General features: G+C 39.6%; 25 protein-coding genes. 4 read left to right on the top strand and 21 right to left on the bottom strand.

Translation table 11 applies throughout. The annotated features are described in order from the left end of the window. Positions 1 to 65 precede the first annotated feature (65 nt). From SULAR_RS08900 to SULAR_RS08915, 4 genes are read left to right on the top strand one after another with little or no spacing between them, the layout of a single operon-like run. Positions 66 to 1,187 carry a bifunctional 2-C-methyl-D-erythritol 4-phosphate cytidylyltransferase/2-C-methyl-D-erythritol 2,4-cyclodiphosphate synthase gene (locus SULAR_RS08900; RefSeq protein ID WP_008245230.1) on the top strand — a complete coding sequence of 374 codons (1,122 nt, stop codon included), beginning with the start codon at positions 66 to 68 and terminating at the stop codon, positions 1,185 to 1,187. Further along, on the top strand, positions 1,184 to 2,065 hold the full coding sequence (locus SULAR_RS08905) for a response regulator (RefSeq protein ID WP_008245231.1): 882 nt from the start codon (positions 1,184 to 1,186) through the stop codon (positions 2,063 to 2,065). The genes SULAR_RS08900 and SULAR_RS08905 overlap by 4 nt, the downstream gene beginning before the upstream one ends. Next, positions 2,043 to 3,233: a sulfate adenylyltransferase gene (locus SULAR_RS08910; protein ID WP_008245232.1), complete on the top strand. Its 1,191-nt coding sequence runs from the start codon at positions 2,043 to 2,045 to the stop codon at positions 3,231 to 3,233. Before SULAR_RS08905 ends, SULAR_RS08910 begins: the two co-directional genes overlap by 23 nt. 13 nt (positions 3,234 to 3,246) lie before the next feature. Then, on the top strand, positions 3,247 to 3,738 hold the full coding sequence (locus tag SULAR_RS08915; protein ID WP_008245233.1) for a phosphatidylglycerophosphatase A: 492 nt from the start codon (positions 3,247 to 3,249) through the stop codon (positions 3,736 to 3,738). On the opposite strand, the gene SULAR_RS08920 is transcribed toward SULAR_RS08915, so the two are convergent. From SULAR_RS08920 to soxX, 21 genes are all read right to left on the bottom strand, one after another. Further along, positions 3,735 to 4,418 carry a hypothetical protein gene (locus tag SULAR_RS08920; protein ID WP_008245234.1) on the bottom strand — a complete coding sequence of 228 codons (684 nt, stop codon included), beginning with the start codon at positions 4,416 to 4,418 and terminating at the stop codon, positions 3,735 to 3,737. The two genes, SULAR_RS08915 and SULAR_RS08920, sit on opposite strands and share 4 nt — an antisense overlap. After that, positions 4,411 to 5,826, bottom strand: a complete 1,416-nt coding sequence (locus tag SULAR_RS08925; RefSeq protein WP_008245235.1) for a DUF3482 domain-containing protein — start codon at positions 5,824 to 5,826, stop codon at positions 4,411 to 4,413. Before SULAR_RS08925 ends, SULAR_RS08920 begins: the two co-directional genes overlap by 8 nt. Continuing rightward, the gene (locus SULAR_RS08930) at positions 5,813 to 7,240 is read right to left on the bottom strand and encodes a DUF2868 domain-containing protein (protein WP_008245236.1); all 1,428 of its coding nucleotides are present in this window, start codon (positions 7,238 to 7,240) and stop codon (positions 5,813 to 5,815) included. Before SULAR_RS08930 ends, SULAR_RS08925 begins: the two co-directional genes overlap by 14 nt. Positions 7,241 to 7,246: 6 nt before the next feature. After that, positions 7,247 to 8,518, bottom strand: coding sequence for a malic enzyme-like NAD(P)-binding protein (locus SULAR_RS08935; RefSeq protein WP_008245237.1), 1,272 nt, complete (start codon positions 8,516 to 8,518; stop codon positions 7,247 to 7,249). Positions 8,519 to 8,579: 61 nt separating this feature from the next. Continuing rightward, positions 8,580 to 9,053 (bottom strand): hypothetical protein, encoded by a 474-nt coding sequence (locus tag SULAR_RS08940; protein WP_008245238.1) that lies wholly within the window; start codon positions 9,051 to 9,053, stop codon positions 8,580 to 8,582. Beyond that, positions 9,050 to 9,526 (bottom strand): hypothetical protein, encoded by a 477-nt coding sequence (locus tag SULAR_RS08945; protein ID WP_008245240.1) that lies wholly within the window; start codon positions 9,524 to 9,526, stop codon positions 9,050 to 9,052. The genes SULAR_RS08940 and SULAR_RS08945 overlap by 4 nt, the downstream gene beginning before the upstream one ends. A gap of 2 nt (positions 9,527 to 9,528) precedes the next feature. Then, positions 9,529 to 10,641, bottom strand: coding sequence for a 4Fe-4S dicluster domain-containing protein (locus SULAR_RS08950; RefSeq protein ID WP_008245248.1), 1,113 nt, complete (start codon positions 10,639 to 10,641; stop codon positions 9,529 to 9,531). Between the two features lie 3 nt (positions 10,642 to 10,644). Next, on the bottom strand, positions 10,645 to 11,292 hold the full coding sequence (locus tag SULAR_RS08955; RefSeq protein WP_038000523.1) for a molecular chaperone: 648 nt from the start codon (positions 11,290 to 11,292) through the stop codon (positions 10,645 to 10,647). A gap of 146 nt (positions 11,293 to 11,438) precedes the next feature. Next, complete coding sequence (locus tag SULAR_RS08960) at positions 11,439 to 14,768, bottom strand: molybdopterin-dependent oxidoreductase (protein WP_008245252.1); 3,330 nt, start codon at positions 14,766 to 14,768, stop codon at positions 11,439 to 11,441. A gap of 13 nt (positions 14,769 to 14,781) precedes the next feature. Next, the gene (nrfD, locus tag SULAR_RS08965) at positions 14,782 to 15,732 is read right to left on the bottom strand and encodes an NrfD/PsrC family molybdoenzyme membrane anchor subunit (RefSeq protein ID WP_008245254.1); all 951 of its coding nucleotides are present in this window, start codon (positions 15,730 to 15,732) and stop codon (positions 14,782 to 14,784) included. A gap of 1 nt (position 15,733) precedes the next feature. Further along, positions 15,734 to 16,492 (bottom strand): 4Fe-4S dicluster domain-containing protein, encoded by a 759-nt coding sequence (locus tag SULAR_RS08970; RefSeq protein ID WP_008245256.1) that lies wholly within the window; start codon positions 16,490 to 16,492, stop codon positions 15,734 to 15,736. Between the two features lie 245 nt (positions 16,493 to 16,737). Then, positions 16,738 to 17,715: a hypothetical protein gene (locus tag SULAR_RS08975; RefSeq protein WP_008245258.1), complete on the bottom strand. Its 978-nt coding sequence runs from the start codon at positions 17,713 to 17,715 to the stop codon at positions 16,738 to 16,740. A 75-nt stretch (positions 17,716 to 17,790) separates the two neighbouring features. After that, positions 17,791 to 18,228: a DsrE family protein gene (locus SULAR_RS08980; protein WP_008245260.1), complete on the bottom strand. Its 438-nt coding sequence runs from the start codon at positions 18,226 to 18,228 to the stop codon at positions 17,791 to 17,793. Further along, positions 18,225 to 19,007 (bottom strand): thioredoxin fold domain-containing protein, encoded by a 783-nt coding sequence (locus SULAR_RS08985; protein WP_008245262.1) that lies wholly within the window; start codon positions 19,005 to 19,007, stop codon positions 18,225 to 18,227. Before SULAR_RS08985 ends, SULAR_RS08980 begins: the two co-directional genes overlap by 4 nt. After that, entirely contained in the window at positions 19,004 to 19,453 is a 450-nt protein-coding gene (locus SULAR_RS08990; RefSeq protein ID WP_008245264.1) for an MBL fold metallo-hydrolase, read from the bottom strand. The genes SULAR_RS08985 and SULAR_RS08990 overlap by 4 nt, the downstream gene beginning before the upstream one ends. 8 nt (positions 19,454 to 19,461) lie before the next feature. Beyond that, entirely contained in the window at positions 19,462 to 20,955 is a 1,494-nt protein-coding gene (locus tag SULAR_RS08995) for a hypothetical protein (RefSeq protein WP_051002506.1), read from the bottom strand. A 197-nt stretch (positions 20,956 to 21,152) separates the two neighbouring features. After that, a complete protein-coding gene (gene soxB, locus SULAR_RS09000) occupies positions 21,153 to 22,931 on the bottom strand; it encodes a thiosulfohydrolase SoxB (RefSeq protein WP_008245272.1) in 1,779 nt (592 codons plus the stop codon). Positions 22,932 to 22,940: 9 nt separating this feature from the next. Further along, positions 22,941 to 23,717: a sulfur oxidation c-type cytochrome SoxA gene (soxA, locus tag SULAR_RS09005; RefSeq protein WP_008245277.1), complete on the bottom strand. Its 777-nt coding sequence runs from the start codon at positions 23,715 to 23,717 to the stop codon at positions 22,941 to 22,943. A 3-nt stretch (positions 23,718 to 23,720) separates the two neighbouring features. Beyond that, on the bottom strand, positions 23,721 to 24,056 hold the full coding sequence (gene soxZ / locus SULAR_RS09010; RefSeq protein ID WP_008245280.1) for a thiosulfate oxidation carrier complex protein SoxZ: 336 nt from the start codon (positions 24,054 to 24,056) through the stop codon (positions 23,721 to 23,723). Positions 24,057 to 24,159: 103 nt separating this feature from the next. After that, entirely contained in the window at positions 24,160 to 24,627 is a 468-nt protein-coding gene (gene soxY / locus SULAR_RS09015; RefSeq protein WP_008245281.1) for a thiosulfate oxidation carrier protein SoxY, read from the bottom strand. 13 nt (positions 24,628 to 24,640) lie between these two features. Further along, complete coding sequence (gene soxX, locus SULAR_RS09020; RefSeq protein ID WP_008245283.1) at positions 24,641 to 25,216, bottom strand: sulfur oxidation c-type cytochrome SoxX; 576 nt, start codon at positions 25,214 to 25,216, stop codon at positions 24,641 to 24,643. Positions 25,217 to 25,322: the final 106 nt, after the last annotated feature.

The raw sequence follows: 25,322 nt of genomic DNA on the forward strand, positions 1-25,322 counted from the left end.
CTGTGAGTATAATTCGTTACAATTTGATACACACTATACTTGGTATAGATTTTTTAGGAATAAACTTGTCAAACACTACTTTGATACTTTTAGGAGCAGGAAGCTCCTCAAGATTTAAAATGAAGATGAAAAAACAGTGGCTCTATACTGGAGAGATCCCTTTATGGTTACACGTTGCTGAACACTTTGAAAAAAATGCCAATTTTGATCAGATCATCATCGTATCCACAAAAGACGAAATAAGTCTGATGAAAAATTTTGCTTCCTATACCTATATTGAAGGGGGCGAAAGTAGACAAGCATCACTCACCAATGCGCTTCAGAAAGTAACTTCAGAGTATGTACTTGTCAGTGATATCGCTAGGTGCTGTGTCCCTTCAGATATGATACAACGTATCATGGAGTCTAAAGAAAAAGGGGCCTGCATCGTACCTGTACTCCCTGTCGCAGATACGCTCTATCTTGATGACAGACCTATAGATAGAGACAAAGTAAAGATCATTCAAACCCCTCAACTCTCTGTTACTAAAATGCTCAAGAAAGCACTTGAAACTGAAACGATATTCACAGATGACAGTTCTGCGATCGCTTCTCTTGGGGAAAAGGTACATTTTGTGGAAGGCTCAGTGGATGCGCATAAACTCACCACCATTGAAGATCTGAAAAAACTCTCGTGCATTCAGGCACCTTCAACAAAAACACTCACGGGCTTTGGAATAGATATACATCCTTTTGAAAACAACAAAGAGATGTTCTTATGCGGTGTCAAGATAGATGTCGACTACGGCTTTAAAGCACACAGTGATGGGGATGTTGCCATCCATGCTCTGATAGATGCACTTTTAGGTGCTGCAGGCATGGGGGATATTGGTGAACTTTACCCAGATACGGATGAGTCCTATGCCGGAGCAGACTCTAAAGTATTACTTCAGGACACCGTAAAAAAGATAACCTCTTTTGGGTATACCATAGGCAATGTAGACCTTACTATCATGGCTGAGGCACCAAAACTACTACCTTATAAGGAAGAAATGAGAACCACACTTGCTTCCATACTCGGTATTAGGAAAAACTTTGTCAATATCAAAGCTACAACAGCTGAAAAACTTGGCTTTGTAGGACGAAAAGAAGGTGTGACAGTACATGCCGTAGCAAACTTAACTTATTTGAATTGGAAAAACATATGAAAATAATCATTGTAGAAAATGAACTCTATTTGGCACAAAGTATCGCCTCTAAACTAAATGAAAATGGCTATGTGACTGAGATATTCAGTTCCATTAAAGAGGCCATGAACAGTCAGGGTGATGTCTATCTGCTTTCGACAAATTTACCAGGACAGAACACTTCACCGCTTATCAAACAGTTTAAAGACAAGATCATCATTTTGATGGTGAACTATATCAATAATGATACGGTGGGAGAACCACTGAAACTGGGTGCAAAAGACTATATCGTTAAACCATTTATGTTAGAAGACCTCATGCGTAAGATAGAGCATTATAAAGAGTACCAGTCACTGAAACGACAAACCTCTTTATACCAAGAGTATATGGAAAATCTTCTTCAGGATATTGAGACAAGTTTTGATATAGAGCAGATCACTACACCGCTTGTCATAGAGACAAACTATCAAAGACTTGTAGATAAGATCGTGTTTGAACATGCAAGACAAACAAACACCCTGCTTAGATTTATCCCTTTAAGTGATAAGAACTGGAAGGAGAAGATACAAAGCAGCAGTCATTCTTCTCTCCTTTATATTACTGAGATCCATCAACTCAAGAAGACAGACAAAGAAGCGCTGCTGGAGATGTTGAAGGATTATGATTTCATTTTATGCAGTACCACAGAATTGGAGTCTGATTTCGAGACCATTACGCTTAACACAGACTCTAAACTCTATGACCAAAATGAGATCTTGACCATTGATGACTATGTCAAATTCATTGTAAACAGTTTTCAATACAAATTTCCGGATACAGAACTCTCTAAAAAATTGGGGATCTCAAGAAAAAGTTTATGGGAGAAAAGGAAGAAATATGGTCTATTCAAAAAGAAATAAATCACTCTATATAGATACTGAGGCCCTTTCTACTCTGGCCTTGGTGAAGGCAGGACTTATCTCTCCGGTAGAAAGGCTGATGAACAAAGCAGAAGCGCAGAATGTCGATGAGACCAAAATGTACAAAGGGGTACCTTTCCCATTTTCTTTTATCCTTGCACCACAAGGTAAAAAAAACCATCAAACCCTGCAGACTCTGAAAAAAGATGAGATCGTTTCACTCATCAATGATGGGAATATAGTAGGTGAACTGATAGTGGAAGAGACATTTGAAGTCGATCCTGTACAGCGTCTACAAAATATCTATGGTACTGCAGATACGACACACCCAGGTGTAAGAAATACCATATCCAGACTAGGTAAAATAGCTGTATCCGGGGAGTATACTGTCACCTACCCACTGATAGAAGACAATATGAAGCGTATCAGAAACATGATCACAAAGACAGGTGCTAAGCATATCTCATCTATGATGCTTGCAGCGAACCCTTTAAACCGTGCGCACGAAAGAATGATCCGTGAGGCTATCACTAATTCCGATCTCCTTGTGATCTTCTTACGTAAACCTTTTACCTCTGAAGGTCTTCGTTATGACATACGCCATAATGCCCTCACTACGTTTGTGGATAACTTTTTACCACGCAATAAAGTTATCATCATTCCATTTGAAAACACTTATATCTTTGCAGGGTATAATGAGCTCATTTTAGATGCACTTTTAGCGAAGAATTATGGATGTAACCAGCTGGTCATGGGTAAAAACCATGGTGGACTGGGTCTGTATTATGATAAAAACCGTCTCAGCTCTGTCTTTGACCGTTGCCAGGATATCAATATAGAGATCAAAACCATCGATGAGCTTGTTTATTGTGACACATGTAAAACACTCGTCAGTACACGAACCTGTCCTCATGGGCAACATCACCATGTACATTATGACTCTGCATCCATCATGAAGCTCATACAGGCAGGACTCATTCCTCCTTCTATCCTGGTCAGAAAAGAGGTCTCTGCAAATATCCTTGCAGCGCTTTTACCTGACAGATTTGAGAACCTGCAAGAGATGCATTACTCTTTGATGCCTGGTTCAGGTCTCTTGGAACAGCAGAGTGAGGAACAGTTTTATCTGAAACTCATCGAACTCTATCAGACATCATCATTGACATAAAACAGGGGATCTCATGACAATACAAAAGCTTTTTCTCACATTCTTTGGTGCAGGACTTAGCCCCAAAGCACCTGGTACAGTAGGTTCATTGGCTTCGCTTCCTGTAGGCCTAGCACTGCTTTACTACTTTGGGTTGGAAACACTTTTTATGTTGACACTCGCCATTACCATTATAGGTATCTTTGAAGTGAATAAATATGAACAAAAAACAGGTATCCATGACCACCAACAGATCGTTATAGATGAAACAGCAGGTATGTGGCTTAGCCTTATGATCGCCTATTCAACGGCTGTGACAATGCACTATCCTTATGCAGTACTCTTAGCCATTGTATTCAGTTTTGCGGCATTTCGTCTTTTTGACATCTGGAAACCCTCAACGATAGGCTGGATAGACAGAGAGCTTAAAGGTGGTCTGGGAGTGATGCTTGATGATGTATTGGCGGGGATCGCCGGTGGATTTTTAAGTGCTGCAATACTGATGGCGATTGAGAAACTGATTTAAACGTCTCTTTTCCCTCTGCGCCATCCCCTCTTTACGCGTTTCTTCTGCGTATTTGGAAATGCTTCAAAGAACATCCCTATTACCGCTGAGATCATGATCAAGTAGGCTATAAACCTTGTCAAACTCGCGATCAAAGACTCATAGGCCAAAAGTCCCATAGTACTGAGCATATAATGAAAATCATGAATCGCATCTACACCTAAAAAAGATTTATATGCCGGAAGTATACGGCCTTCATGTGCTGTAGAGAGATACAAGGCTGTATATTGAAGAGAGAAACCCACAAAGAAGAGTGCTATCAGTGCGGCAAAGAGGTTACCTCTTCTATAGTAATAATAGGCGATCAATCCAGGGAAAAGCAACTGGAATATCGTTCCATTGGCCATAGTAAGAAACTCTGGACAAGGCAAGATGTAGCAGACACCATGTCCCGCTTCATGCACAATACCCAAAGTCTGATTGGCTACAAAAAAGTAAAGGGTAAATATCCTCTGTGCCCAAGAGTCACTCTGTGCATAACCAGGTTCCCATGGTGCATAATGGGGGAAGAGCAGAAGAAATGCAACAAAAATCCCTAATGTGACCCTCTTTGCCACTGTTTTGGAGTGCAAAGAAGATGCTGACTGCTCTCGCTCATCATGATCGTAATGTAAATGTTTAAAAGGATTTTTGTCAGGCATCGATCAAACGCTTTAATATCTGCTTGATGAGCGTTTCATACGCTTTGAGTTCTTCTGCTTCCAAAGCACTTCCTGAACGGAATTTTTTATGGTATTTCTCTAAAGCGTTCCTTGATGTGTCATCCAACCATCTCTCTTTAAATGTCTGATCCATTTCCATATCGAACACTTCTCTTTTGGCATGGGAAGTCTGTGCAACCTTCATGGTGTGGTAGATCGCACGTCCCAGTAAGATATAAGGGAAATTCCTATTTTCCATAGGCCCCATCTCTAAGTAGTGTTTACCCATTGTTTGACCCAGAACTTTTACTTCGGAAAGTTCATTAAAACCCAAATACGCACCTGCACCACCTATCAATGCCCCTATGGCTCCACCCAAAAGAAGTGTATGCCCCGCAAAAAGCAGGTCGATACCTGCACCCGTGATGGCACCTGAGGTCATACCTGTAATGAGAAGCTCTTTACGTGTCAAACCAAACACAGAAGCTGTCTCTTCAGAAAAAAGGTCCAACCCTTCAAATGTTAACACTTTCTCTTTTTTTTGAAGGTGACCATGGTTCCAGATATCTTCGATATCCTTTTGTGCTGCAACTTCTAGCTCCCGTAACCGGTCTTTATAGTTACTTTCTATCTTATATCTCTCTTGTTCACTGGCCTCAGGGGCATAAAAAGGGAGTTTCTCTACAGCAGTGACAGATTCATACACCAATCTCGCAATGAGTGTTGCACTACGTTCAAGCATTTGTTCCTGGTACTGTTTAAAAAGTTTGATCGATGTTTTGAGTGGAGCTATCCACTCTTCTTTAAGCTGAGCCATACTCTCAAGTATACTCATATGCTGTTCAAAGTTGGTCTGCATAGGATTAAAGGTACGTACCATCTTGAAATAGTGTTCCAGTGCCTTCTTCCACTCTTCACTATAATCCATCTCATCAATATGGTTGATCAGTGCCATAGATGGTTGTCCTGTCCAGCGAAGAATTTCCATTTCGGTTTCGTACTCTTCACCATAGGGTTGTGAACCATCCACCACATAAATGATACCTGCACCGTCCATAATAGGTTCAAGAAGTTCTATTTCATCATGGAAATGTTCATTTTCTCTATGTGTATCGATAAATGCCTGTACCACTTCATGTTTCTTATTTGCAGGCACATCATGTTGCTTTAACCATGCCAGTACTCTTCGTGCTCTTTGAAAACCTGGTGTATCAAAAAGTTCATAGAGAACCTTTCCATCTACCGTTAAAGGGAAGGAGCGTTTTTTTGTGGTGGTCCCAGGTGTATCAGATATCTGTACTGTGTCATCCAGTGCCAAAGCTGAAACGATGGAGCTCTTACCCTTGTTCGGGTGTCCAACGACCGCAAATTTAGGGTGAGAAAAATCGATCTCTCTACGACCCGGCATGAAGCACCTCCACACCCTGTACTTGAGTATCAGATCTTTTTAACCACACTTTCGTCTCTCCGAGCATAGAGAGTTTATTTTCCCATATATCTATCTCTTTCGTAGATGCATCATAATGATGCTCTGCAGTACCTATAGGTACCACTACGACTTTATCAACTTTTCGGGTCAATTCACTAAGATAGTCTACAAAATCCAGTGTTGGGGGCTCCCAAGCTTTCACAAACAAAAGTATTTCACCATGACTTTTAAAAACGATCTCCATATCTTCTTCAAGACTATTTGTTCCTCCAACTTCATCATGTGCAGGTGCGATGATCTTCAATCTTTCACCCAACACCAAAAGTGTATTATGCGGTATAGCCCATCCTTGGATCCCATCATAAGAGGCATCTAATCTATTGACGATCTGACTATAGTGTCCCTCCTCTGTAATGAATACTTTTTCACTTTGATCTGCATGTGTAGAGATGATAGGTTCATTGATCTCTCTGAGTAGTTTTGACGTTCCATGTAATGTTAAAAGCGATTGTTTGATTGCAGCGTTCAATCCAAAAGAAGCAAGGATTAAAATCCCAAAACGTAGAAAAACAGCATAAAAGAGGGTAGAAAAAGCCAAAAACTTCCACCACTCTCCAAGCTGTGATGCATGTGAGATCATCTCTTCATTCAGCGTAGCACCCAGTCTGAAATATTGACTCTGCTCTAGGAGTTCAAGTGACGGCACGGCTGATGGTACCAACTCTCTCCATGGAAATGCTATAGTATGTAAAAAATCATGAAATTCCTCTGAAGAGATATGTAAAGTTGTACTCCACGCAAAGGCGATATCCTTGGTCACGATCACACCCAACAGTGCCAAGAGTAACCCAAGTGAAAAAAACAGAATGATGATCTGTGAACGTTTAATGATAATCCAGTTTGCAAGCAAAGGATTGATCTTTAAATTTTTGATCTGCCCTTGTACCCTGCCAGGTAAAAAGCCCAAAATCTTTTCCATCCAAAAAGCAGGTGAAAGATGTATCAGAACATTCTCAGCTTTCCTGGCCCTAAGCATTGCAAAAATTGTTAGCGACATACTAAAGAGAGGAAGGAAAACAGCTACAGCCATAAAATAGATGACATTGACCGGTGCATCACCATTGTAGGAGAGCAGAGCCACACCCGTTAATAAACCCAAAACAAATACGATCACTACAAGCGTAAAGGTAATCCTGTACAAATAAGAAGAAAAAATGTCAGACAAAAGCGGTTTTTTCAACCTCTCTTGATGCTTCTCACTCCATGTTAAAAGTTGTTCAATAGGTTTATGTTTCAACATCACATGGGTTAACCCAAAAGCACGGTTCTCTTCTTGTGTAGCAGGTTCTAAAACCAATAGTTCATAAAGATTTACATACGATTTTATATTCATCTATTGCTAATTCTCAGGACAACCATAAATAAGGCATCTCAATTGCTCTTTGTATTGCTCATGGTCATAATGCTCTACCCTCGCAACACCCTCTTCAAAGGCAGCTTTTGCTACGGCTGAAGCCACCCATACCAAAGCTTCCTTATTAAAAGGCAAAGGGATAATATGCTCTTTCCCGTAAGTGATACTGTCATTATGATAGGCAGTCTTAACATAGTCAGGCACAGGCTCTTTTGCTAAAGTAGCCAGTGCTTTAGCTGCTGCCATTTTCATCCCTTCCGTGATCTTCTTCGCATGTACATCCAATGCACCTCTGAAGATAAAAGGGAACCCCAATACATTGTTGATCTGATTTGGATAATCAGAACGTCCTGTTCCCATGATCACATCATCACGTGCCTCCATCACCTCGGACGGCAAAATTTCAGGTACGGGATTTGCCAAAGCGAAGATAATAGGTTCAGGTGCCATTTTGGCTACCATCTCCTTGCTCAATGCCCCTGCGACACTCAAACCTAAAAACATATCAGCGTTCTCTATCGCATCATCAAGTGTCTTAGCTTCTGTATCTATGGCAAAAGGTGCTTTATAGTCATTCAAGTCCGTTCTTTCCTTGCTAAGAACCCCTCTACTGTCACACATAACAATATTTTTGACACCTAGACGTTTATACATTTTTGCACATGAGATACCTGCAGCACCTGCACCGTTGACTACGATTTTGATCTCTTCGACTTTTTTACCTGTCAACTCAAGTACATTCATTAAACCTGCAGTTGTGATGATAGCAGTCCCGTGTTGGTCATCATGGAACACTGGAATATCAAGTACTTCTTGTAACTTTTTTTCTATCTCAAAACATTGAGGGGCTTTAATGTCTTCAAGGTTGATCCCTCCAAAAGTAGGAGAGATCGCTTTACAGGTTGTGACGATCTCATCTACGGTATGTACATCCAGTTCTATATCAAACGCATCTACATTCGCAAATTTTTTAAAAAGTACTGATTTCCCTTCCATGACAGGTTTGGATGCGAGAGGTCCAATATTCCCTAATCCAAGTACTGCTGTACCATCAGAGATCACTGCCACTAGATTGGAGCGATTGGTATATTCAAAAGAGAGATTTTCATCTTTTGCGATTTCAAGACAGGGTATCGCTACACCAGGGGTGTAGGCAAGTGAGAGTTCATGTTGGGTATCACAAGGTTTCGTAAGGTCTATACTTATCTTCCCTTTCTTATGATATGCTAATACTTCTTCTTTTTTGAGTTCAGACATAGTGTACCTTACAATTTCAAGATAATCTATTATACTCAAAGTATGATAAGGGCAACTCTAATTATTCCGGGAAATACTCTTCTATGATTTGAGGGAAAAGTTTCATTGTTTTTCTGGCCTTGTCTATCTTAGGCTGAAATACTTCTGCAGAGTTTGGAAATTTTGTCATACATTCTGTATAGATAGCAATTTTATCTTCCATATGTGCTTCAAGTGCATCAAGTACAGCTTGCATATTCTCTCTGCTTGTTGCAAACTTCATGAGTAACTCAAACATACGCTTACGTGGATGGATCGCCATAGAATCGCCCGCAGCAAGTGCGATATCTTTAATATCCCATCTTGAGATATAAATACCACTTACATGCGGAGCGATAAGCTTTGCATAAAGGGCTTCTGTATAGGAAGGATAGTCTTTAAGGTCTACTTCTTCATCCGCAGCGCATTGTCCATCAGGACCAAATGCCGGGTTCCCGTTAAAATTTTTCTCATTAAAGTTTTCAAATTCTTTTCTTAAATCGTCTATATCTCTCATTCTTTCTCTCCTATTAATAGCGGAATATCATCCACATTTATTTCTGCATCAAACCATCTATGGGCAATCAGCATCATCTTTGTCACAAAAATGATCTGGTCATCCAAAAACTCCGGTCTGTCATAAAGTGCTTTTGCCTCATCGTCCAGACAAAAGCCTTGGACCTTGCCATCTTTCACTTCAATAAAGTCTACACGCCCTTCTCTCTGGGCACATTCATTCAGACTTTCACAATAGTGTACAGCCTTAGCACCAAACTCTTTCTCTATCATCATTTGTGTGACTTTAGACTCTCCTACATTCGTCATGGTAAAATCAAAATGTTCATCTTTAATATTCAGGGCAATGGCTGTTGCATTGATCCCATTACGTTTCATGATCTTGTTAAAGTACTTTCTCATATACCCTGTTTGGGCATTATAACCAAGGATGGTACAGAGTCCTGTGTCAGGTTTGATCTCATGGGGTTCCATGACTATTCCTCCCCTCTCATACGCTTAGCATTTGCATGTAGGAACATCGCTTCTTCTTCCTCCACTGCACAACGCGGACACATCTGTTCTCCGCCTGTATAGGTGAAGTTGTTACCGCACTCGTTACACCGCTTGATATTGAACGTTGCCAGGGTTCTTTGAGTAGGTTCAAAGAACTCTTTGATCTCAAATCCGCTTTGGAGCTGTATCGCATCAGGCTCACATACATTATGGCACAAGCGACACTTTACACAAAGCATGGCATCAAAATGTATCAGTGAGAACTTATTGTCAGATGAAAGTGCCCCGGTAGGACAGATACGATAACAGATCTGACAGTTAGTACAACTTTCATCTACGAACTTTTGAGACGTAAAGCTCACCTCTTCTTCCGGAAGTATTTCAAACACATCCGGTACTTCTGCACGTTTCAATGTGGTAAAGAGTATCTTGCGTTTATTTGGCAGATTTTTATCTTTTATTTTGGCAATAACAGAAGCATCTATTTCAAAATGCTGCAGTTCATCTTCATCTACTGCATCATCAAATGCTTTTTTATGTTTTACCACACCTTCAAGTGAAGCATTTCCTAAAAAAGAACGTCTTGAAGTGACTTCATCTTCATTCTCTGTCTTATTTTCTGTTTGAGGTTCTTTAGCTGCAACATGGTTCGTAATGAGCTGTTTATCAGAAAAACTTGATAAGACAAAATTTGCCTCATCAATACGCTCTTCGATATGTTCAAAAAGTAATGAATCCTCATCATAGGAGCTCATATCTATGGTGATCGTCTCTTCGCTTGCCAAAGCCAGAGAGATCAAGTGTTCCACGCTCAACACTGAGATACAAGGGACATTGAACTTTGGTGAAATGAGCCTTACTTTCGATTCTAAAAAAGTAAAGAAAAACTCAGTGGTAGAAAAGTCTGAAAGTGCAAAAGCCTCTGTAGGACAGATACCCACACACGCTGCGGCTTCCACACCAGTAGCTGCACTGAAACTAGGAAGATTGTCTACCAAACTTATAGAATCCGGACAAATATCTACACACTTGGTACATTGAGAAAATTTACTTGTTGCTCTTACACACGCACCCACATCAAAATGTAAACTCATAAACTACGCTTCATCCCCACAATATGTTGTTAATTTATCTGTCACATATTCAAAATCACTCAACAGGAACTCTAGAGCCAATTCAGCACCATCATGATAGAGAGGTGTGCGTGATTCACGTTTTGCATTGATCAGGAAAAGCGGTGCCCATTCCAAAAGGTGCTCTTTTAAAAATGCACGTTGTACTTGCAGCAATTCACAAATACCATCTTTGTCCTCTGCTGCTAAAGCTTTTTGCAGTGCAACACATAACATATACATGAATTCCAATTCCACACCTATATGGTCTGCACTGACAACCCTTGCAGTATCCAGTTCAACACGGAAATCCAGATCATTATAAAGTTGAACGATAGGATTGTCTCCACCACTTTCTATCATTTGGTCATCCCTAGTATAAAAACTTTCATACGGTACCAGGTGCATTAAAAAGAGGTTAGTAAAGTCCACATTATAATATTGATCTATAAGCTCTTTACGTGAAAGTTCCTTGCGCTTAGACCAGTCTCTATAGTTAGGGAAAAATGATAAAAGTCTCTCATCTTTTTCAATATTCTCCAAAAATGTTTCGTCTACCTCTACAAGCATCAATCGTGAGATCAAGGCATAAATTGCGATACGGTTTTCTATCTCTTGTTTCATTAATTCCATCTTCTATACATCTGCTTTCATGTTAAATATTTTGGCACTATACCACTTTCAAGATAAATAAGTAATAAGAAAATTAATTATCTGGGAAATTGTATAATGTAGATACTCCCAAGCAGGTGCCTGGAAGTATGTCAGTAAGTATTAACTTACTTGATTTTTACTGCGTATGCTTTGTCAGACAAAGGTACACAAGGACGTTTGATATGTTGAGGACGTCTAAGTGTATCTGTACTGTCAAGAGGACGTGTCAATTTGTCTCTCCATGCTTGATACACTTTCATGTTGTTCTCATAGTTCACATAGATATCACCGATCTGGTCATCTTTACCTGCAAGTTCCATCACAACTTTTTGGTGCCATGCATGGTTACCAGCAATTGGATCCGGATGTGAAGGTGCCACGGCATTTTGCCATGAACCAGAAAGACCATCCCACCAAATGTTGTCGATATCTCTGTTGTACTCTTTAAACTGCCAAGAGTTTTTGTTTTCATTCATACCATCTACGATACCTTGAGTTGGTTTGAGTGTACCCTCTTTACCATCCATTGTCATCTCATACAATGGTGCACCCAGACCCATCACACCTAACTTGTGCTCAAATCCTGGGATCTCAACAGCATTTTTAAGTTTCCATCTACCTGCATGGTGTGAACATGCTAGTACACCAGGCATTGTAGCTTCAGTCGGTACAGCCATCGCGATGAAGTAACCTGATTCAAGACCAGATACAGTATCTTGGATCGTTACCTTCACTGCATCACCTCTTTTAATACCAAGTCTCTTCGCATCTTCAGTATAGATCCATACTGGGTTATGGTTTTGTGAAATCTCCATAAGGTGCTTAGAGTTTACTGAACGTGTATGAATATTGTATGGTAATCTGAATACTGTATTCAATGCAAATTCATTCTCTTTTTGCATGAAGTCATGGTGTACTTGTGTTACAACATGCGTCATTTTCTTTCTCTCTTCAGCATTTTTTGGATAGATAGGTATAGCGTACTCAGGCCATTTCCATTCTTTGAACCACTCACAATAGAAGTCAAGTTTTTTAGTCAATGTATGGAAACCTTGTACCAACTCACCGTCTACTTCTACACCGATTGCAGTCTCTTTACCATCATGTCCTGTTGCAAGAAGTACACCAAACTCATCTTTAGTCACTTCACTTTCATGATACTCGTGACCATGCGCGATATATGTATCACCTACTTTTTTCAGTGGTCTCTCTTGTGGTTTATAGATATTAGCCTCTTCTAACCATGTACCTCTGTCTCTCATCATCTCATAGTTCGGATACTTTGAGTCAGGATATGCTGCTTTTGCTGCTTTTCTAAGGTTTGGCAGGTTATCAAATGCTGCTTGATACCACTCAGCAATTGTCACACATCTGCTTGGATCTTCTTTTGAAGCCCAGTGCTTTCTGATACCCAATGAACCATCTGGATCTACATAATGTGTCATGATGTTTGCCCAGAACTCTACCTCTTCCCATACTTCACCAAGACCGGCTTTAATATGTGCTTCAAGCGTAGCTCTAGTTGGATCTTTTGGCTTCCAACCCATTTTTTCTAGTGCAACTCTAAGTGCCGGGTTACGGAAACTTAACCATCTTTTTGGTTCAGTTGCTTCAGAGTGTTGGTCATGTCTTTCACCAGCAAGCCCTACAGGCAAGATATAGTCACAGTACCAGTTTGTCTCAGACCAGGTCGGAGAAAGGTTGAATGACATTTCGATCTTATCTTCTCTTTTAAGCGCTTCGATCCATCTGAATCCATCCGGGTTGATCCAAACCGGGTTATACATACGAGGGATCCAAACAGCCAATTTTTCAGGGACATTCAATCCTTTGGCATTCCACTTGTTTCTCCACTCATCGTCCATAAGAAGGTGAGGCATGATATGACTCATTTCATAAGAACTTAACGGATACTCAGGCGGCCATGCGATCTCATTCCATACGTCAACTTTTGCAGGTGCTGAACCATCCACAGTTGCAGCATTTCCTTTACCGTTAACAGAGATAACATGCCAGTGGTGAAGTCCAACACCACCTTTGTCACCTGCCATTGCACCACGAAGAACAAATGGTAAAAATGCCGATCTAGCGATCATCCATCCACCTTTGTGACCAATCGGTCCTGCTCTCCAGATATATGTTGCAACTCTTGCACCTGCATCAATGAACATATCGTAAAGTTTTTCTACGATACGCTTTTCGATACGACACTCTTCAGCTACAAAGTCAAGTGTATAAGGGCTATACATCTCAGCGATCATCTCAATGAACTCTTCATAAGAGTTACCCGCAGGTACAGACTTGATGTATCCTTTTTCAACAAGTACATTCAAGTAGTCTCTGTCTTTCATTAGGTGATCCCAGTTTACCCAGTTTTTCACAAAATTGTGGTTGACTAGGTCTTCGCCATTGATACCTTTTTCATTCAAAATTCTATTTGCAAGGTAGAGATAAAGTGCTGTCTCTGTTCCTGGCCAACATGGAACCCAAAGATCCGCCATACCAGCAGAGTTTGACAAACGAGGATCCATAACAACAAGTTTTGCACCTTTTTTACGTGCTTCAGCGATACGTCCTGCTGCCTGTTGGAAGTAGTGTCCCGCATCTGCAGCGTGAGATGACTGAAGGAAGATCAACTTTGCATTCGACCAATCCGGAGAGTTTCTGTCATCATTCGTCCATTGGATCGTACCTTGTCTTGCACCTGCAGAACAGATGTTTGTATGAGAATCATATCCATCGATTCCCATAGAGTGTGGTACACGGTGACCAAAACCATTTTCATTTGGACGACCAACGTGGTACATGATCGATTTTTTAGAGATCTCATCACCTGTTTTGAGTGTATCGTGCATTTTTTGCCCGATCTCTTTCATCGCTTCATCCCAAGTTGTTCTTACCCATTTACCTTCACCTCTTTTAGAACCTGGAGCTCTTTTAAGTGGGAAAGGAATTCTATCTGGATCATACATTTGTGACTGAGTCGCATACCCTTTTGCACAGTTTCTACCACGAGATCCTGAGTGAAGCGGGTTACCCATATATTTACGTACTGCCAGTTGTCCACCAGCTTTGTAAGTAGAAAGGTCAACCCATGCAGTTAGACCACATGATGCTTCACAGTTTGAACATGCTGTAGGAACAAGCATGTACTCAGTTGCTTTGATCCCATCTGGGTTATCTTCGCTCTGAACACCATTTCTACTTGTACCACCTCTTTTCCAATCATCACCATCTAACTCGGTAAAACTATCCCACTCTTCTAACGGTGGATAGAATGAAAGTGTCTTTGGTGTAGGTGTGAACTTCGTTTCTGCCATTGCAGGCGTGTCTGCTACAGTTTTAAATACACCTGCAGCAAGTGTTGCACCTGCTACAGAGTAAGCTGTACCTTTAAGGAAACTTCTTCTACCTTCGATAAAATTTTTATCTTCTGTATTCATTGATTTTGTCATAGATATCTTCTCCTTAACTTAATGGTAACATTTGTGGGATCTTAAGCCATACATCTTTTACCAAGAATAACCCTACCAATGCTAAAATAGCTGCAAATCTAAGCAGCGTCATGTTTTCTGATTTCATGTAACTCATTCCTAAGAAGAATGGGATAATAAATCCAAGTGTCATACCAAACCAGAATTCAACACTATATGCTCCGCCTGAATGTACATAGGCTAAAACGGCTTCTGCCTCTGAAGATTTGAATGAGAAGAAATACTCACCCATATACATCATGAAACTAAAGAATACAGCGAATGTAAGTACAAGTGCTAAATCTTTTCTTGCTTCTTTACTCCATGAACCAGAAATAAAGATAAGTGCTGCAGAACCGGCCATAAGTGCTGCCCACATCATTTGCATCACTTCAGTTGGTGCTTGCCATAACTCTCTTGCACTAGATTGTGCCATAATGATCGCTGTATATGTTGTTACAGGAATCGCCAGGAATACCATGAATGGCATGATCTTTTCATAAAATCCAGAGTTGTTTCTAGCTATTGCAGTAAGTTTACACTTCTTACCACCAAGACCTGGAAATGCATCTGCTACACCGATAACCATAAGGATCGTAATAATAGCTAGGAAAAGTGATGCCATCCATGCACCCACAGTAATTGATGAAGTCCAATGAGGATGCGTGAATATATGTATCATTCTGTATGGCTGATGTAGATCTATCAATGTAAACAATAAAAATACGTTCAGTGATACGAATGCAAGTACAGGCATAAGCCATCTTAAGTTAGGCATTTCATCTTTTTTATGTCTAAACCATAGGAATGCCGCTAAAAAGACAACACCTGTACCGATACTTTTCGCCCACATGTTTACAGTAATAATACTACCCCAAACAAGTCCCTGAATTGGTACATCGAGTGTAACTACTGCTTGAGTTGCGTTAATTGTACTTTCTACCATCTTAGTGACCTCCCTCTTGTTCATGTGATTCAGTATCTGTCGCTGATTCAATAAAACTTGCGTTATCTGTTGGACCATGGTGCCCAGTAAACGGTGCTAAGAATCTATCAAGGATACCGTGATTTTTATCACCTACATGCTCTAGGTGAGTAATGTCATTAAAGAGACTGAATCCTTCAATTCTCTGATGTGCAAGTGGGTTCAATGTTGCATTACCACCACCTACATAAAAGTGCGTTGGGCTTGTATGCTTTTCTGGTTTACGTACTTGAACAGCACCTTTGTGTTCCATAATATAAAGTGAAATATGACTGTGGTCATCTTCAATATCACCAAAGATATTTGCTTCAACCGGACATGCAACCACACATGCTGGCATCATACCACTCTCAATACGGTGTGCACAGTAAGTACATTTATCTGCTGTATTTGTTTCAGGATCCATATAGATCGCTCCATAAGGACATGCCATCATACAACCAGCACAACCGATACATCTATCACTGTCAATGTTTACAATACCATTCTCTAGATAATGTAATGCCGATACTGGACAGATACGCTCACATGGTGCACTCTCACAGTGATTACAACGTAATGGTGTAAATGATCTTCTAGTGTCAGGGAATGTTCCCAAATCTATATATTTAACACGTAAACGCCAAGTACTCAATGGAACTTCATTTTCCACTTTACAAGCAATCTCACAACCTTTACAACCCATACATAGGTTAAGGTCAACTAAGAAACCTAATTTCATGCTTCCTCCTTAAATTTAGCTAATCTTATAATAATTATAAGTACCCATTAATCCGATGAGACCATAGGGAAATGCTTAGATTAATACTATTAAAGTTTGCTTTAAAAATTGGTTATTTGCTCAAAGAAACTTTACCTTTTTAATCCAGTGTAGCAAATAGAACATTTTTGTTAAAAAAAAATGATAGGTACCATCTGCTATTTATATTTCATTAAATTTGTCTGTATCACTGTCAAATATAGATACTATTCAGTAAGTCCACTTAATATTTTTCTCATACCCGCCTGTGCAGCTTCCAAGACTTCGATATCTTCTTTGCCCTCTATAGCCATGGAGCTCATCCAATTATAGACAGAAGGGAATCCAAGCAGCATCTCCTCTTCATCTTTCTTTTTACTTAGATAGAGTGAACATGGTGCATAGGCGCCTGCTTCCGGTCTTGTTTTCGCGATAGTGTAGATCACCGGTAGTTTACAGATGGAGTAGACTTCATAAAAATCAAATGCTTCGTAGTTTGACTCTTCAAATTCATCACCCAAATTGTTGTGCCCTGCGATAACAAAACCATTCGGTGCAAGCTCGCCTTCAAAGCCCATTTTGAACTCTTCTAATTGATCTTCCCACTCATCTGGGTCCATCTCCATACTGTAATTCGTAACGAGTTCACCTTTTGGCTCTGTTTGCACATATGGTAATGTTTCAAATGAACCATTTGGCATGGCTTTTTTTAATGTCTGCTTGACCAGTGCTCTTAGGTCATGAAGCGTTTTGTCATCTGCCGGAGTTTTCATGATCTTTGCCATCGCTTCGACTGTTAGAGAAGAGACAGAGATCTTTTTTTCACCTTTTTTCGTATAGATCGACATACTCATAGGTGCGAAAAGACCTACATTTGGGTATTTCTTTACCAGTTCCAGAACGGCATCCGGTTTATACAACGTGAAAAGATTATAGATATCAAAACCTGATTCTTTAAACTGCTTCACAAAAGGGCCATTCATATCCCTATTCGCAGAGATAACAAAACCTGCATCTTTAAATGCCTGTTCTATACTTGCTGGAGTGATCTTACCATCTGCGTTCTCTGAAGTGAAGACTTCTATATCCGGAGCGGTACTTTTCATAGCAGCAGGTGCTTGAGCTGCACCCTTTACAGTTTCTTGAGCTATTACACCCGAGACGATCAATGATGCACAAAGCATCCCTTTAACTAACAATTTCATATTTTATTTCCTTTTGATTTTTATACCGTAATATAACAATCTTCTGTAAATAATATGTAAATGTTTCAAGCTAGATCATGGTTGGGCATAGGTATAGCCCCGAAGTTGCCTTTCTATGATCTCAACGATCCCTGCGGTTGCAAACCCAATGTCATCAAGCAGGTCTTTTTTCTCGATATGCAGTGTCCTCATGGTGTTTCCGCACGCAATGAACTCTACATCATAGGTCATAAGTGCTTCTATACGTTTCCGTACATCGGCATCTCCCTTTTTCAGTAAAGACTTTAATCCCTGTCCATAGGCCACGATAACCACTTCGGTGTTTTCCGGTCTATAGAATTTCATCACATTGTTCACCGTACTTAAAATACGGTTTATCTCTTTTACATCACCGCTAGGTATACCAAATACAAGCTGTCTAGGATTATCAATGGCAGGCTTTGGTTCTGCAAACTCTGTCTCTGCTACAGTAAAACTCAATACGCATACGAGTAATATCAATATTTTTTTCATTTTGTCTCCTTTTCCATCTGTTTCGTTTTAGCTTCTCTTAAAATATCCAGAAAATCCATTTTATTCCATGCACCAGGAAGATTCATTAATACTTTAGAATTTTCATCTATAAAAATAAAACTTGGAGTAAATTCAGCTTTTAATCCTAAAGGAAGCTCAGTTTTAGAAATATCGATCGCAACAGAGATAAAATCCTTTTCCAGCATATCGACCACTTCTTTTTCCACCATTACATCTCTATCCATTTTTCTACAGTAGTAGCAATCTTTCGTCATTACTTTAAGCATAATGATTTTATGCTCCCTCTTTGCCTTTTGCAATGCTTTTTCAAATCCTTCATATTGTACACTATTTTTTTCTACGACCTTCTCGTCAAAATCATAAATATAGGTACTGACTGCTTCAAGTTCCTCTTCACTCACCTTTCCTTTAAGACTAGGCATGGTTTCAAAAGACTGCATCACTTCGTCTAAACAAAGACTTTTTTGTCTATCTGGATCCAGCACATACTCACTGATAAATGCAGCCACTTCCATACGATGTATCTCATTATCTCCTTTAGGGTCCCCAATGCTCTTTTTTAATCTATAAGAGAGCTGGTTTAACGTGGGTGCAGTAAGCTTTAGCAGAGTATTGTTATAGTCTTGGAAGTTCTCTTTGAGTTTAGACATAGGGATATAGCCTTGATGACAAGAAGCACATTTTTTTTCATACACTTCCTTGCCTTCCATCGCAAAAAGAGTACTTATATATAACAATATAGCCAACGCTATTCTCATTCTTCATCCTCATCATACATTTCAAGTTCTCGATACGCTTCAAATACATTACGGCTGTGCAATACATCATAAAGTTTCATATCTTTATATTTTGGCATAGTGACTTTTTTAGTGACCTGTTCTATAGAAACATCATTATCCAACGCATCAAGTACCGCTTCTTTCATTTCAAGAAGGTAGGATTTGAGTGCCTGTGTAGAATTCGCATCTGTTTTATATCCATGACCTCCGATGATCACTTTAGGATGTCGTACCTCTATTTTTGCCAGTGCCTTAATAGAACCTATGATCGAACCGTCACGTATGGAAGTGACTCTGCCGTTAAACACTAGATCTCCCGCGAACAGTACTTTTTCATCCGGTTCAGAGACCTTTACAGGCGTTAAATCATATTCGTACGCCTGTGCCGTCCATAAAAACAGACACAGTGCTATGATGCTTTTCACTCTTAATCCTAGAACAGGTAGTTAAACTCTAAACGATATTCGTTATAAGATACATCAGTTTTAAATCCACCAAGATTTGTTCTAGCAATATCATCATCCGCAGTGACAATGCCGATACGTGTTCTCATCTGAAGTCTTTTTGTGATGTTCGTCCAAGTATCCAAATGCCACACTGTGCTGTCTGCTTGTACATTCTCTTTTGCATCATCAAAATCTTGTACCGCGTATCTTAAACTCGCAGTCCATGTTGAGTTGAACTTATAGTGCACTCTTGCCATGAGTGTTTCAGTATTTGCAGCCCAGTTATACTGTGCCATTGCTCTTGTAAATCCACCTGTAGGGAATCCTCTCCATGGAGCCAAAATATCTGCCTCATCTGCCACTTTTGAGTAACCAAGTCTAAAGTAACCTTTTTTGTTTGGCATTTCAAGGTCAACTCTTCCACAGAAAAGACTACTGTCAAGTGAAGTAGCTACACCTGCATCATAACCATATGCATACTTACCACTAAGGTCTGTATATCCCGCAACATCACCACCACCATCATCCATTTGATGGAAATATCTCACACCAGGTCTTACTGCCCAACCGTTATCCAGGTTGAATCTGTAGTGTCCTTCAGCCACAACATCTGTCACAACACCAGGCACTGTTAAAGCACTTAAAGTAAAATCTAGATTGTCTATAGCTTTTGTCTTGATATCCCCTAAGAACATATCATGCTGTGGGTCGTCACCTTGAAGTGCAAAATTAGCGTAAGTAAGTCCTTTGTGAACAGCTGCATCATCATTATTTGCCCATTTGTCTTCGTTAGCTGTACTACCATTAGCTGTACCAAATGTAACAACATCATGCGCATCTTCATGATCTCTTAATTTTTGTTTTCCGAACCAAGCTACTCTCGCTGTTGTCTTTGGTGCTACTTTTGCACTCACAGATACACCATCAAAGGTATTTGGTATCATTTTTGTGTCATTTGAAGCCGTAAAGACTGATTCAAAGAGTTGGCGTCCAGCTTTCACATCAACTGTACCGTTATTGTACTCTAAATACGCTTGTCCAAGTACTCCCATACCGTAAGCACCTGTTGTAAGAACTTTTCTTCTACTGAATGTATCTTTACCCGCTTTTACGATTCCTACATCCGCATCATCCTCTCTGAAGAATTCTGGGTTTAAAGAACCATAATAGCCCATTGTAAAGCTGAACCCATCTAATACAGCTGATTTATAGATAAGGCTTCCACCTAGACCCCACGCTTTATTGTCTTGATTCTTTGCAGTTTCTGTATCCCAATCCCAATAGAATGTATTTGATCTGAGTCTTCCATAAAAGACACCTTCACCAAACATATCACGTATATTGTCTACGCTACCTGGTAACACATTATATTCAACTACCATATTACCTTTGAGTTTGCGTTTAGGTGTATCTGCCTTTGCAGCTTTAACTACTGGCTCTACCGGTGCAATATCACCACCTGCCATTGCAGATGTACCCATACATAACAACGCTGACGCTGCTAAACTGATTTTTATTTTCCCTTGTTCATTTTTTACCCCTTTTAGTATTTTTAGTCGTAATGACTTAATTAACGATGTGTTATAATATGGCTGTGATTATATCACAACCTCCAATGCCTCGTCTTTCAAAAGGAGACTACAACATTTCTAATAGAAAGACGAGGCACGGTGTTATCTTATGAACACTTCGCACCTTCGACCGGACATCCACAATCCATATCCAATATTTTCACATTAGACTCCATTGGAATATCGATCACTTTTTGTCTACGAATATAATCACTGACCACTTCATAGACTGGACGTATCGCTTTTTTATCAAGGTTTTCACCTACATTCTGCAAGTTTCCTCCCCATGATGAGACCCTATATGTTTTTTCCATATCGATTGGCTTACCACCGATCATAAAGTCTGAGATACGCTTACCAGATGGAGCAGAGATAGTGATACTGTAACTTGCACCCGTGATTCTACTCATGTCACCACCCTGTTGTAAAAGCGGGTTAGCATTAAATACATTATCTGCTATATCTTCCATCAATTTTGCTATCACTTTACCTTTGAGGTCAAATGTATAAACCTCAGGGTATGTGATCGCTGTCATCTCATAGACATTGTCTTTTAAGATGTCATCACCTGGAAGTACTGTTGTCCCCCATCTATATCCTGGGTTAAAGTTGATATCACATTTCATCTCATCTTGAATTGCCATACCTATAAGCGAATCAAACGTTGAGTAGAACGTATCTCTTTTATAAAGAAGTCCTTTGGTTGTACCTAGCACTTCATTGAGCTCTTTGTTGTAAGGTTTATACCATTTTTCAATCAGCTCTTCACCCGCTTTATCTGCAGGGATAAGATTTGAAGCTACAGGTATCAGTTTATAACTGTAACCCGCTACTTTTTTATCTTTGATATCCAGATCAAGTCTAGAAATATATTTACCATGGCTTCCTGAGATGATAATGACCGTGTCATTGACAATAATTGGCTCCGGACTAGGATCATGTGTATGTCCACTTAAGATAAAGTCAACACCTGTCACTTTTTTAGCCAGTTCCTGGTCTACAGAGAATCCATCATGACTCAGTACAACGACTGCATCTACTTTTTTCTCATTACGAAGTTCATTCACGTACTCTTGAAGTGTTTCATGACGTAGTGCAAAACTCCATCCTTCTGTAAACTTTTTAGGGTTTGCCGTAGAAGTGAACGGGAATGACTGACCGATAATACCGATCTTTGCTCCGCCTATCTCCTGGATAGAGTATGGTGGGAATATCAGCTCTTCAAACTCATCCGAGAATGGATCATTATCGATCACGTTTTGAGAGATAAAATCTCCCTTTAGCATACCGATAAGTTCTTGCACACGTTCCTTACCATAGGTAAATTCCCAGTGTCCAACCATCACATCTACACCCAAGTAGTTTTGTGCATCGACGATCGCTTCACCGTCAGTTTTAAGTGCAACTGCTGTACCTTGCCATGTATCACCACTGTCTACAAGAATGACGTTTTCTTCACCTCTTTCTTTTTTGACATGATCAATGATTGGCTTCATATGTGCAATACCACCCATCTTACCGAACTTCTTAGCAAGTTCGGTAAAATCATTATGCGTATCAAAATATGCATCTAATGAACCTGGCTGGATACCATAATATTTTTGAAAACTCTCACCACAGATGAATCCTGGTGTACCCACCAGGTTCTTAGCTGAGATCAGTGTAGATGGTTCTCTCCAGTAAAGCGGTTTAAGGTGCGCATGCAAATCACAAATATGTAAAATCGTTGCTTTACCTTTTGCCTTGAAATCTACGATATCTGAAAAACTCAATTTTTTAATACGCTCTTTACCAGCTTCACCGGCAAAAAGATTTGTTCCTCCAGTTGCACCCAGCAAACCTAATGTTGCTGCGATCTGGAGGAAGTCTCGTCTATCTATTTCCATTTTATCCCCTTATCTCTTCAATCCAGGGATGGCCATAGTTTTTTGCTTATCCGCTGCAAGTTTATTTACGTATACTTCCAAAGCATTCATCTCTTTAGATCCTAAAGGAATCACTGCAAGCAATGCATTGTTCATACATCCTTGAAATCTTCTTTGTGTGGTTCTAAGACTTGACTTTGTCATACGGTATGCCGGCCATGTACCAGCAACATTATTCTCACCAAGATCCGGAAGTGGTTGTGTTCGAAGTACTTGTCCAATGATATCTGCACTGTGACAAGAGTTACAAGCAAGTCCTCTTCCTCCTCTTGGTGTCATATATACTTCTTCACCTAATGCATAAGCTGCTTTAATGTGTTCATCTGCATTGACATCGATATTGATCACTTCATCATTTGCCAATGATTTCACATAAGCAAGCATAGAGAACATTTTCCCTGATTTGAGTGGTGTTTTCTCTTTACCCTGCTCTACCTGCATTACTTGCATGACTTGGTCAAGTCCTACAACATTACCAAGCTTTTTGATATATCTTGGGAAACCAGCAACGTATTTTGGCAACTCTTTTTCAGAAATACCTAAAAATTTTGCTAAAGCTGCTTCTCCACCTATCTCTTCTTCAAAAATCTCTCCACCTTCTTCTACAAAGATATCAGCGGGATTATTTTCTAACATTTCTGAATACATAGCTCTATCAGCATCACTCATAGCGAACTGCTCACTAGCACTTACCGTTACAGTCCCCATAGCCGTCAAAAGAGCTAATGGTAATATGACTCTTTTCATTGCTTATCCTTTTGGTTTAAGTTTTTTACTCTTAGAGTTTTTCTCACCCGTATTGTCTGTATAATCAACTGTGATCGTACCTTTACCAGGTACTTTTAGGTTCACTGAAAAATAAGGGTTTGTTGAAACAGTTTCCCACACTTTCATAGTCGTAAATGGCTTACCATCTAATGAGAAAGTAATATTATCTATAAAGTGTGCTGGGATGATCTCTCCAGTTTTTTTATCTTTTTGTAATCCTGTATCCATCGGGTGAATTACAATAAAATCAACCTTTACTGTATCTCCCACCTTAAACTTTTTAGGTTTAATTTTTATCATTGACTTTCTTTCTGCCATCTGTTTTCCTTTGTAATAATTATCATACTTTCAAAGAAAGGTCATGCCCTTCTTTCATGCCTCAAGCTAAAAATTTCTATGTTCAAAATATCTCTTTATGAGATCAACCACATCCACCGATTGTTACTTTAACACTTTTCGCTGACTTTATAAATGTACCATTGCTAAGCTCTACCAAGGCAACTACATCTTGTGTTCCACCCAATTTGATTCTTGTTGCAAAATATCCTTTTCCATTTAACGGTGTAAGCATGACATCTGCACATCTTGCATTACCATTTTTGGTACTCAATACATGGATCGCTTTTACATAATTGTTTTCTTCCATAGGATGATCTACATCAACTTTTACAGGTACAACCGCACCATTTTCTGCAATTTCAGGTACTGTCAAATTCACTTTATCGCTGTCTGCTACAGCTTTTCCACCTGTGATAGCTGCTACAGCTGCATCATAACTCAAAACATTTCCACCTTTTGGTGCTTCTTTTGCAAATAATGCCGAAGGTGTCACTGTTGCTGCTACAGCTGATGCTGCACAGATACTTTTTATAAAATTTCTTCTTTCCATTCTTTAGTTCCTTTTATTTTTTCTTTTTTTCTGATACGACGTACGCAGTATAATCACAAATCTCTTGCTCAGTAAAGAGTCCTGTAGTAAGATTCACTGTCATATGTGTATTTGGATTATCCACTCTAGGATCAGCAATTTTCTGATAGACAAATTGTGCATCTCTTACTTTTGTATCTAGGAACATTTCCTTATACCCTGTAAGACTAGGACCAATGTTTCCTGCACCCTTCGCCCCTTCAATGTCATGACATGCTACACAGTTACCATACTGTTTAGGCTCTTTTTTCACTTTGCCATCTTTACCTTTTTTCTCAACAGTCTTAGCCAAACCTTCTGGTAGTTTTCCCTTTGCTTTTGCACCATTGAGATTATGGAACATAAATTCCCCTCTTGCGATTGCCTTAGCATCTGTAAGATCGCAGCTTTTTGGCATTGTGTACGTTTTAGCCGCTGGGAATAGATCTTTCTCTATTATCTTTGTTGCATCTGGCATATCATATGCTTTTGTCAAATCCACAGCACATAGTGATGCTGAAGCTGATAAAAACAATGTTGCATAAGCAAAACATTTGATCTTTGTATGCATTCATACTCCTTTTTATTTGTTTTCAAGAAGCATCATAACAAAGGAATGTAAAGAAAGTGTAAAAATGTAAATGACCCTGCATAAAATTTAATTATTGATAGATATG

The sequence above is a fragment of the Sulfurovum sp. AR genome (assembly GCF_000296775.1).
Lineage (GTDB): Bacteria > Campylobacterota > Campylobacteria > Campylobacterales > Sulfurovaceae > Sulfurovum > Sulfurovum xiamenensis.

Excerpts from the sequence above, each read along its gene's own strand:
- SULAR_RS08985 (WP_008245262.1), bottom strand. The coding sequence starts at position 19,007 with ATGAGAATAGCGTTGGCTATATTGTTATATATAAGTACTCTTTTTGCG.
- SULAR_RS08930 (WP_008245236.1), bottom strand. The coding sequence starts at position 7,240 with ATGAATATAAAATCGTATGTAAATCTTTATGAACTATTGGTTTTAGAA.
- nrfD (WP_008245254.1), bottom strand. The coding sequence starts at position 15,732 with ATGGTAGAAAGTACAATTAACGCAACTCAAGCAGTAGTTACACTCGAT.
- SULAR_RS08970 (WP_008245256.1), bottom strand. The coding sequence starts at position 16,492 with ATGAAATTAGGTTTCTTAGTTGACCTTAACCTATGTATGGGTTGTAAA.
- soxY (WP_008245281.1), bottom strand. The coding sequence starts at position 24,627 with ATGGAAAGAAGAAATTTTATAAAAAGTATCTGTGCAGCATCAGCTGTA.
- SULAR_RS08935 (WP_008245237.1), bottom strand. The coding sequence starts at position 8,518 with ATGTCTGAACTCAAAAAAGAAGAAGTATTAGCATATCATAAGAAAGGG.
- SULAR_RS08915 (WP_008245233.1), top strand. The coding sequence starts at position 3,247 with ATGACAATACAAAAGCTTTTTCTCACATTCTTTGGTGCAGGACTTAGC.
- SULAR_RS08975 (WP_008245258.1), bottom strand. The coding sequence starts at position 17,715 with ATGAAATTGTTAGTTAAAGGGATGCTTTGTGCATCATTGATCGTCTCG.
- SULAR_RS08955 (WP_038000523.1), bottom strand. The coding sequence starts at position 11,292 with ATGGAATTAATGAAACAAGAGATAGAAAACCGTATCGCAATTTATGCC.
- SULAR_RS08945 (WP_008245240.1), bottom strand. The coding sequence starts at position 9,526 with ATGGAACCCCATGAGATCAAACCTGACACAGGACTCTGTACCATCCTT.
- SULAR_RS08925 (WP_008245235.1), bottom strand. The coding sequence starts at position 5,826 with ATGCCGGGTCGTAGAGAGATCGATTTTTCTCACCCTAAATTTGCGGTC.
- SULAR_RS08905 (WP_008245231.1), top strand. The coding sequence starts at position 1,184 with ATGAAAATAATCATTGTAGAAAATGAACTCTATTTGGCACAAAGTATC.
- soxB (WP_008245272.1), bottom strand. The coding sequence starts at position 22,931 with ATGGAAATAGATAGACGAGACTTCCTCCAGATCGCAGCAACATTAGGT.
- SULAR_RS08960 (WP_008245252.1), bottom strand. The coding sequence starts at position 14,768 with ATGACAAAATCAATGAATACAGAAGATAAAAATTTTATCGAAGGTAGA.
- soxA (WP_008245277.1), bottom strand. The coding sequence starts at position 23,717 with ATGAAAAGAGTCATATTACCATTAGCTCTTTTGACGGCTATGGGGACT.
- soxX (WP_008245283.1), bottom strand. The coding sequence starts at position 25,216 with ATGCATACAAAGATCAAATGTTTTGCTTATGCAACATTGTTTTTATCA.
- SULAR_RS08920 (WP_008245234.1), bottom strand. The coding sequence starts at position 4,418 with ATGCCTGACAAAAATCCTTTTAAACATTTACATTACGATCATGATGAG.
- SULAR_RS08995 (WP_051002506.1), bottom strand. The coding sequence starts at position 20,955 with ATGGGTACATCTGCAATGGCAGGTGGTGATATTGCACCGGTAGAGCCA.
- SULAR_RS08910 (WP_008245232.1), top strand. The coding sequence starts at position 2,043 with ATGGTCTATTCAAAAAGAAATAAATCACTCTATATAGATACTGAGGCC.
- soxZ (WP_008245280.1), bottom strand. The coding sequence starts at position 24,056 with ATGGCAGAAAGAAAGTCAATGATAAAAATTAAACCTAAAAAGTTTAAG.
- SULAR_RS08940 (WP_008245238.1), bottom strand. The coding sequence starts at position 9,053 with ATGAGAGATATAGACGATTTAAGAAAAGAATTTGAAAACTTTAATGAG.
- SULAR_RS08950 (WP_008245248.1), bottom strand. The coding sequence starts at position 10,641 with ATGAGTTTACATTTTGATGTGGGTGCGTGTGTAAGAGCAACAAGTAAA.
- SULAR_RS08980 (WP_008245260.1), bottom strand. The coding sequence starts at position 18,228 with ATGAAAAAAATATTGATATTACTCGTATGCGTATTGAGTTTTACTGTA.